Source organism: Streptosporangium sp. NPDC005286 (genome assembly GCF_040607515.1).
Lineage (GTDB): Bacteria > Actinomycetota > Actinomycetes > Streptosporangiales > Streptosporangiaceae > Streptosporangium.
The window spans coordinates 1-8,280 of the sequence record NZ_JBEXGU010000269.1 but is presented as its reverse complement, the minus strand read 5'-3'; the positions used below and the strand labels follow the sequence as shown (position 1 = coordinate 8,280).

The 8,280-nt window shown below is 70.0% G+C and carries 7 protein-coding genes and 1 pseudogene; 5 read left to right on the top strand and 3 right to left on the bottom strand.

What is annotated here, in order from left to right; all coding sequences use genetic code 11:
• Together ABZU75_RS43930 and ABZU75_RS43925 are read right to left on the bottom strand one after the other, a co-directional pair.
• A pseudogene (locus ABZU75_RS43930) lies at window positions 1-317 on the bottom strand (transposase); the annotation flags it as partial.
• Between the two features lie 116 nt (window positions 318-433).
• Complete coding sequence (locus ABZU75_RS43925) at window positions 434-1,453, bottom strand: hypothetical protein (protein ID WP_355568634.1); 1,020 nt, start codon at window positions 1,451-1,453, stop codon at window positions 434-436.
• 232 nt (window positions 1,454-1,685) lie between these two features.
• Between ABZU75_RS43925 and ABZU75_RS43920 the strand changes: the two genes are divergently transcribed.
• Genes ABZU75_RS43920 through ABZU75_RS43900 form a run of 5 tightly spaced genes read left to right on the top strand, consistent with a single transcriptional unit; the run spans window position 1,686 to window position 7,510 of the window.
• The gene (locus ABZU75_RS43920; RefSeq protein WP_355568631.1) at window positions 1,686-2,717 is read left to right on the top strand and encodes a LacI family DNA-binding transcriptional regulator; all 1,032 of its coding nucleotides are present in this window, start codon (window positions 1,686-1,688) and stop codon (window positions 2,715-2,717) included.
• A gap of 10 nt (window positions 2,718-2,727) precedes the next feature.
• A complete protein-coding gene (locus ABZU75_RS43915; RefSeq protein WP_355568628.1) occupies window positions 2,728-4,353 on the top strand; it encodes an FAD-dependent oxidoreductase in 1,626 nt (541 codons plus the stop codon).
• A gap of 50 nt (window positions 4,354-4,403) precedes the next feature.
• Entirely contained in the window at window positions 4,404-5,687 is a 1,284-nt protein-coding gene (locus tag ABZU75_RS43910) for a sugar ABC transporter substrate-binding protein (RefSeq protein WP_355568625.1), read from the top strand.
• Window position 5,688: 1 nt separating this feature from the next.
• Window positions 5,689-6,678 carry a sugar ABC transporter permease gene (locus tag ABZU75_RS43905; RefSeq protein WP_355568622.1) on the top strand — a complete coding sequence of 330 codons (990 nt, stop codon included), beginning with the start codon at window positions 5,689-5,691 and terminating at the stop codon, window positions 6,676-6,678.
• Window position 6,679: 1 nt separating this feature from the next.
• Entirely contained in the window at window positions 6,680-7,510 is an 831-nt protein-coding gene (locus tag ABZU75_RS43900; RefSeq protein WP_355568619.1) for a carbohydrate ABC transporter permease, read from the top strand.
• Between the two features lie 57 nt (window positions 7,511-7,567).
• On the opposite strand, the gene ABZU75_RS43895 is transcribed toward ABZU75_RS43900, so the two are convergent.
• A partial coding sequence (locus ABZU75_RS43895) for an amidohydrolase family protein (protein WP_355568616.1) occupies window positions 7,568-8,280 on the bottom strand: 713 nt, incomplete at its 5' end.

The following is an 8,280-nucleotide window of genomic DNA, read 5'->3' as shown; positions in this document are numbered from 1 at the left end:
CAGTTGGCCCTCTTGCCCGGCGCCCCGCGGTACTGCGCGGCCACGCCCGGCGACTCCTGGCCGTCCTCGGGAAAGGACACATCATCGATCACCCAAGCCACCGGGTCGATCGCCGCCTCCATCCGCCAGGCCAGCTCGGCCGGCACCAGCTGATGCGACCAGGGGGCGTCGGTGCAGAACTACTGCAGCCCATGGCGGTCCACGCCCAGCCGGGCCGCCATCGGCTCCATCGATTTGCGGGCCCCGTCACTCAGCAGGCCACGCACATACCGCTCGCCCCACCACCGCTGATCAGCACGGGCAAAACCGGAGAACACCTCAGCGGCGAACGTCTCCAACCGCTCCTACACGGCGTCCAGTTCTTGAGGGGTCATCTTCCCTCACCCCCAAAGCAGGTGACATACCGTCCCCTACCCGAGGTAACCAAGTCCTACTAGACGGCGCGGGCGACGGCGATCGTCGACCGGCTCCGCTGGCCGGCCTCGTAGAACATGTACTCCACGCCGCCGTCGGTGCCGAAGGAGGGCGCGGCGCTGCGGCCGTTGTCGGGAGCCCCGGCCAGTGGCCGGTGGAAGACGCCGAGATGGACCTCCCGGTCGAATGAGTTGCCCACCTCGGTGATGAACATGTTCCCGCTGTTGCCGTGGTAGACGACGTACGCCGTGCCGTTGCGCTTGACGAGGGTGGGCCCGGAGACGTCGCTCTGCCCGTCGGGGCCGGGCGAGACCAGCGGGGTCGGGTCGAACTGCCAGTTCTTACCGGTGGACGACCAGGCCCAGAAGATCTTTCGGGTGCCGTTGGTGACGCCCATGAAGATCATGACGTACTTGTTGCCGAGTCCGGGGACCGCGTGCTCGAAGACCCGCGCGTAGGACGTCTCCGTCGCCCCGGGGATGACCCCGGTGTGCAGCACCCTGCCGTGGTAGGTGAAGTGCACGCCGTCGGTGGACCAGGCCATCCGGGTGGTGGTGTTCTCGCCGTGGAAGTACAGGTAGAACTGCCGGTTGTCGGGGTTCCAGATGATGTGCGGCGAGGAGACGTGGCTGACCGAGTAGTGCGGTGACCAGTTGTTGGAGATGATCGGGTTGTTCGGATACTCGGTGAACCGGCCGCCGAGCGAGTTGCCGTAGGCCAGGCAGATGCCGCCGGGCGCGTCGTGCGGGGCGTAGTAGAGATAGTAGCGCGCCAGCGGGCTGGCGATCTTGTCGTACATGCCCCGGATACAGGGGAAGATCAGCTCGTTGGTCGGGTTGTAGCGCAGGCTCGCCTTGGCGAACGGCGTGCCGATGTACTGGTAGGTGGGGAAACCGGCGGGCCCCGCCAGGGCGGCCGCGGACGTGTCCACGATCGACGCCGTGGCCGTCTGGGGCAGGGCGAGGCCGAGGCCGCCGGCCACACCGGCGCCGACCGCCGTGCGCAGCAGTCCGCGCCGGTCCAGGAGAGGTTCGGTCATCGACGATCCCTTCGCGACAACTTTCACGGTGAGTGATGGTGAGCAAATCTCTCTGATCGCAAAGGTTCGGCCAGGCACGCTCGTCCGTCAAGGCGCTAATACGAATTATCACGGGTGATATTTCCTCGGGACGGTCCCGGATCCGTGCTCTTGACAGGAGGGGGCGGTCACTTGCAAGATGACGGCCCAACCTCGCTAATGCGCATTATCACCAGAGGGGAAGCTACGGATCGTGACTGCTCCCGGTCGCCGACTCACCCAGCAGGACATCGCCCGCATCGCGGGGGTGAGCCAGACCACCGTGTCGCTGGTCCTCAACAACAGGACCGACGCCGAGGTACGCATCGCCCCGGAGACGCGTGAGCGGGTGCTGAGGGTGATCAGGGAGACCGGATACGTCGCCGACCCGGTCGCCCGGAGACTCGCCGAGCGGCGCAACCGCATCCTGGGCGTCTTCACCTACGAGGCGGTCTTCCCGACCGCGAGCGCCGACTTCTACCACCCCTTCCTGCTCGGCATCGAGGAGTGCGCCGAGGAGATGGGCTGCGACCTGCTGCTGTTCACCAGCGCCAGGGCCGCGGGGGAGCGGCGCCGGATCTTCAACGAGGACAGCCGGGTGCGGCTGGCCGACGGCTGCGTCCTCCTCGGGCGCGCGGTCGACCGCGACGACCTGGCCCGGCTGCTGGCGGAGGGCATACCCTTCGTCTCCGTCGGCCGCCGCGACGACGCCGGTGCGCCGGTGCCGTACGTGGGCGCCGACTACCCGCCTGCGGTGCGCGCCCTGGTCGACCGGGCGGTGGGACTCGGCCATCGGCGGCTGGCCTACGTGGGTGCGGGGGCGGGCGCCGAGTCACCCGCCGACCGCATGCGCGGCTTCCGCGAGGCCGTGGCCGCGCTCGGAGCCGAGGGGGTACATGTCCAGGTCACCGACAGGACCCCCGGGGAACTGCTGGAGGAGCTGTCGGCGGCCCGGGTGACCGCGGCCTTCGTCGAGGAACCCGCCGACGCCGTGGCGATCACGCACGCGGCGCGCGAGCGGGGTCTGGCGATCCCCGGGGACCTGTCGATCCTCGCGCTGGGCGCCCCGACCAGGCCCGTCCAGGTCGACGTCGATCTCACCGGGTTCCGCATCCCGCGCCGCGAGATGGGGCGCAGGGCCGTCGAGTTGCTGGCGGAGCTGCTGGAGAGCGGCGGGGAGACACCGCAGGAACTGCTGGCCTGCGAGCTGGTCGAGGGATCCACGCTCGCACCGATTCCAAGCTGATCGAATAACGATGGGAGAGACCTCCGACGTGGTTGAGATATCGGCGGACGCGGTGGTCGTCGGCGGAGGGCTGGGCGGCGTCGCCGCCGCCCTGGCGCTGCTGCGAGCCGGGCGCACAGTGATCCTGACCGAGGAGTACGACTGGCTCGGCGGGCAGCTGACCAGCCAGGCGGTGCCGCCCGACGAGCACTCCTGGGTGGAGAGGTTCGGCGTGACGGCCTCCTACCGGGCGCTGCGCGAGGGCATCCGCCGCTACTACCGCGACCACTATCCGCTGACCGAGCGGTCGCGGGCCTGGCGGGAGCTGAACCCCGGAGCCGGACACGTGAGCCGGCTCTGTCACGAGCCGCGCGTCGCGGTCGCGGTGATCGAGGCCATGCTCGCGCCGTACCGGGGCTCGGGGCGGCTGCGCGTCCTGCAGCCGTATCGGCCGGTCGGCGCGGAGGTCGACGGTGACCGGGTGCGGGCGGTCCGTCTGGAGCACCGGGACGGGGGCGGGGAGGTCACCGCCGTCGCGCCGTACGTGCTGGACGCCACCGAGACGGGCGAGCTGCTGCCGCTGACCGGCACCGAGTACGTGACGGGGTTCGAGTCGCAGGGCGACACCGGCGAGCCGAGCGCGCCCGCCGAGGCCCAGCCGACGAACATGCAGGCGGTCTCGGTCTGTTTCGCGATCGACCACGTCGACGGTGACCACACCATCGACAGGCCCGGATCCTATGAGTTCTGGCGGAGCTACCAGCCCGGCTTCTGGGGTGACCGGCTGCTGTCCTGGCGCTGCCCGCACCCCAGGACCCTGGAGATCGTGGAACGCTCCTTCACCCCCAACCCCGACGACGATCCGCTGCTCGTCGAGGCCGACCAGCGGCTCAACCCCGGCGACGCGAACCTGTGGACCTTCCGCAGGATCGCCGCGCGGCGCAACTTCACGGACGGCGCCTACGCCAGCGACATCACCCTGGTCAACTGGCCGATGATCGACTACCTGGAGGGTCCGGTCATCGACGTTCCGGATGCCGACAGGCACCTGGCCGCGGCCCGCGAGCTCTCCCGCTCGGTGCTGTACTGGTTGCAGACCGAGGCGCCGCGCCCCGACGGAGGGACCGGGTTTCCCGGCCTGCGCCTGCGGGGCGACGTCACCGGTGGTGGCGACGACGGCCTGGCCCAGGCACCCTACATCCGCGAGTCGCGCCGCATCCGCGCCCTGTACACCGTGGCCGAGCAGGATCTGTCGCTCGCGGTGCGCGGAGACAAGGGCGCGGTGAGCTACGCCGACTCGGTCGGCGTGGGGATGTACCGCATCGATCTGCACCCCTCCACCGGGGGCGACAACTACATAGACGTGGCCAGCTCGCCGTTCGAGATCCCCCTCGGCGCGCTCGTCCCGCAGCGGATGACCAATCTGCTGCCCGCGTCCAAGAACATCGGCACCACACACATCACCAACGGGGCCTACCGGCTGCACCCGGTGGAGTGGAACGCCGGCGAGGCCGCCGGCGCCCTCGCCGCCTTCTGCCTGGACAACGCCACCACCCCGCACGCCGTACGCGGTGACGAGGGACTGCTCGCCGCCTTCCAGCGCCGACTCGCCCGCGACGGCGTCGAGCTGCACTGGCCGCAGGTGACCGGTTACTGACCGCGCACCCACCACGACCGTCGGGGGATTCCCAGCAAGGAGAACGGACCATGAGACCATTCGGAAAGCCCGCGGTCGTCGCGCTGGCGGCGCTGCTCACCCTGACGGCGTGCGGCGGGGCGAACGAGGCCACTCCCGCGGCGAAGGGCCCGCAACCGCTGCGCATGACGATCTGGACCTCGAACGAGGCGCATCTGAAGCTGTTCAACGAGATCGCCGCCGAATACCGGAAGACCCGTCCCGACATCGGCGAGATCACGTTCGACCCCATCCCCTTCGAGAACTACACCACCACCCTGACCACCCAGATCGCCGGCGGCAACGCCCCCGACCTGGCCTGGATCCTGGAGAACTCGGCGCCCGACTTCGTCTCCTCGGGCGCGCTGGCGCCGCTCGACGACACGCTGCGCAAGGCCGAGGGCTACGGTTTCGACGACCTCACCCCCTCGGCGGTCAAGCTCTGGCAGGCCGAGGGCAAGCTGTACGCCTACCCGTTCTCCACCTCGCCGTTCGGGGTGTTCGTCAACACCGACCTGCTCAAGAAGGCGGGCCAGAAGACCCCCGCTGAGATGATCGAGGAGGGTACGTGGACCTGGGAGAAGGTGGCGGCCCAGAACGCCGCGGTCGCCTCGAAGACCGGCAAGGCGGGCATGGTCGTCCGCGACTTCGACTACAAGAGCTGGGACAACCTCGCCTCGGTGTGGGGCGGCTGGGGCGCCCAGGCCTGGAGCGAGGACGGCAAAACCTGCGGGTTCGACAGCCCCGAGATGGTCGAGGCGATGACGTTCCTGCACAGGGCGGTCTTCACGGACAAGGCGTTCCCCGGTCCCGGCACCACGGTGGACTTCTTCGCGGGCGACGCGGCGATGACCATCACCCAGATCTCCCGCGCCTCGCTCCTGCAGGACGCGAAGTTCGGCTGGGACCTCGTCCCGCTGCCCGCGGGTCCCAAGGGTGAGTACTCGGTGATCGGCCAGGCGGGCCTGGGCGTCTTCAAGAAGTCCGCGAACGCCGCGGCGGCCGTCGACTTCCTGGCCTTCTTCACCAACCCCGCCAACTCCGCCAGGCTCGCCGCCTACTTCCCGCCGCCCCGGGCCTCCCAGCTCACCGCGGACACCCTGGCCAAGAGCAACCCGCTGCTCAAGCCCGAGCAACTCCAGCAGGTCGTGATCGGCGGCATCGAGAAGGGCGTGGTCAAGCCCAGCCACACCGGCCAGGCGGAGCTCTCGCAGGCCGTGCGGGCCGCGCTCGACCCGCTCTGGCAGCCCGGCGCCGACGTCAAGGCGGTGCTGGGCGGGGTGTGCGCCAAGATCCAGCCGATGCTGGGTGCGTGACGTGGCAGTCTCACACCCGAGGTTCGCGGTGACCGGCCGGGCCGACGTCCGGCCGGTCACCGGCGGGAACGCCACCGGGCGTACCGGGGGCACGGGGCGCGGCCGGTCCTTCTGGACCGTGCGCCGCCGCGACAACCTGGTCGGATACCTGCTCATCACCCCGCAACTCCTGGGCAGCGTGCTGTTCGTGCTCCTGCCGCTCGGGCTCGTGCTCTGGTACAGCCTGCACGAGTGGAACGTGCTGGCCGGCACCTTCGAGTTCGTCGGCGCGGAGAACTACGACCGGCTGCTCGCCGATGCCAACCTGCGCGAGGTGCTGGCCGGCACCGCGGTGTTCTCGGTCGGCCTGGTCGTCTTCAATCTCGCCCTGGCCCTGCTCCTGGCGATCCTGCTCAACCAGCGGCTGCGCGGGACCACGTTCTTCCGTACGGTCTTCTTCTCGCCCGTGGTGGTCTCGCTGGTCGCCTGGACGATCGTGTGGCAGTTCCTGCTGCAGGACGACGGCGGTGTCAACGGCCTGCTCGGCGCCGCCGGAGTCGACGGTCCGAACTGGCTGCGCGGCGAGGGCACGGCGATGCTGGCGGTGATCGTCGTTCAGGTCCTCAAGAACGTCGGACTCAACATGGTGCTCTTCCTGGCCGCCCTTCAGGGCGTGCCGGCCCAGCTCTACGAGGCCGCCGCGCTGGACGGCGCCGGGGCGTGGACCCGCTTCAGGCGGATCACCGTCCCCCTGATCAGCCCGACCATCCTGCTCACCTCGATCATCACCGTGGTGGGGTCGCTGCAGGTGTTCGCGCAGATCGCGGTGCTCACCCAGGGCGGCCCCGGCATGTCGACGACGGTCCTCATCTACTACCTGTACCAGCAGGCCTTCCAGTTCCATCACTTCGGATACGGCGCGACGCTGTCGGTCCTGCTGTTCGCGATCGTGGCACTGCTCACCGTCGTGCAGTGGCGGATGCGCAGGAAGTGGGTCATCAATGAGACATGAGATGCCGACGCGGCTGAAGACGCTCCTGTACGGCCTGCTGTGCCTGCTGTGCGTGCCGTTCGTCTTCCCGACCTGGTGGATGGTCACCTCGTCGTTCAAACCGGTCAGTGAGATCTTCGCCTTCCCGCCGAGGCTGCTTCCCGCGGACTGGGACGTCTCGGCCTACGGGCAGGTCTTCCGGCTGCAGCCCTTCGCGGGCCAGTATTTCAACAGCCTCTACATCGCCCTGGTCGTCACGGCGGGGACGATGGCGGTGGCGGCGATGGCCGGGTACGCCTTCGCGCGCATCCGCTTCCCCGGCCAGAACGTCCTCTTCGTCGTCGTGCTGCTCGGACTGCTCATCCCGAGCGAGGTCACGATCGTCCCGCTGTTCCAGATGTTCCACGAGCTGGGGCTCACCGACACCCACTGGCCGCTGATCCTGGTGCCGATCCTCGGCGCGCCCAGCGTGCTGGCCACCTTCATCATGAGGCAGTTCTTCATCAGCCTCCCCGGCGAGTTGGAGGAGGCCGCCCGTGTCGACGGGCTCGGCAGGTTCGGCACCTTCTACCGGGTCGCGCTGCCGCTGGCCCGTCCCGCGCTCGGCGCTGTCGCGATCTTCACCTTCCTGCACAGCTGGAACCTCTATCTCGAACCCATCGTGTACCTCTCCTCGCCGGAGAGGTTCACCCTGCCGCAGGCACTGACCCAGTTCGTCGACGCCTACGGCGGGCCGATGTGGAACGTCCAGCTCGCCGCCGCCTCGATGACCGCGCTACCGGTGCTGGTGGTGTTCGTCCTCGCGCAGCGGCAGTTCATCGAGGGCCTGGCCCACACCGGCCTGAAGGGCTGACCTCGACGCGCGCGCGGGTCGGCCGTCCGTGAGGAGTCGGGCGGCGGCGTACGGCGTCTACCCGCCGGCGGCCCCCGCGCCGAGCCTGTCCCAGACGAGGTGGCCTCCCACCAGCACCGCCCGGACGGGCTCCGGGTCGGCGGGCGCGTCGGCGAGGCGAGTGCGCAGGACGACGAGGTCCGCGGGTGTGCCGCGACGGACGCGCCGGGCCGGACCGCCCGGATCGCCGGGCGGGGCGAGGTAGGCGCCGAGGGCCTGGGAGAAGGTGAGCCGCTCACCTGGACCGGCGACCCGCCCGGCCGGGGTGTGCCGCCGGATCGCCGCGCCGATGACGGCCCAGGGGTCGAGCGGGCCGTAGGGGGCGTCGCTGGACAGCGCGACGGGTACGCCCGCCCGGAAGAAGGTGGCACAGCGGTACAGGTCCTGGTGGTCCTGGGTGGGGAGGTCCCGCAGGAAGTCGTCGCCCCGGTGCGCGAGGAAGCCGGGTTGGGTGACGACGCGCAGGCCGAGGCGGGCCATCTCCGGGGCGAGTTCGGCCGGTACGAGCGCGGCGTGCTCGACCCGGTCACCGGGCAGGGAACCGGCGTCGTCCAGCGCGACCAGCAGCAGGACCAGCGCCTCGCGGGTGACGCAGTGCACGGCGACCGCGCGCCCGGCGGCGTGCGCGGCCCGGATCCGGCCGGTGAGCTCGTCGAGTGTGGGCAGCCCGGAATCGGCGATCACGATCTTGTACGGCCCGACGGCCGGGCACGGTGGCCCCACGGGGTCAC

Coding starts and splice junctions, on each gene's coding strand:
- ABZU75_RS43925 (WP_355568634.1), bottom strand. CDS start 1,453: ATGACCGAACCTCTCCTGGACCGGCGCGGACTGCTGCGCACGGCGGTC.
- ABZU75_RS43915 (WP_355568628.1), top strand. CDS start 2,728: ATGGGAGAGACCTCCGACGTGGTTGAGATATCGGCGGACGCGGTGGTC.
- ABZU75_RS43910 (WP_355568625.1), top strand. CDS start 4,404: ATGAGACCATTCGGAAAGCCCGCGGTCGTCGCGCTGGCGGCGCTGCTC.
- ABZU75_RS43900 (WP_355568619.1), top strand. CDS start 6,680: ATGCCGACGCGGCTGAAGACGCTCCTGTACGGCCTGCTGTGCCTGCTG.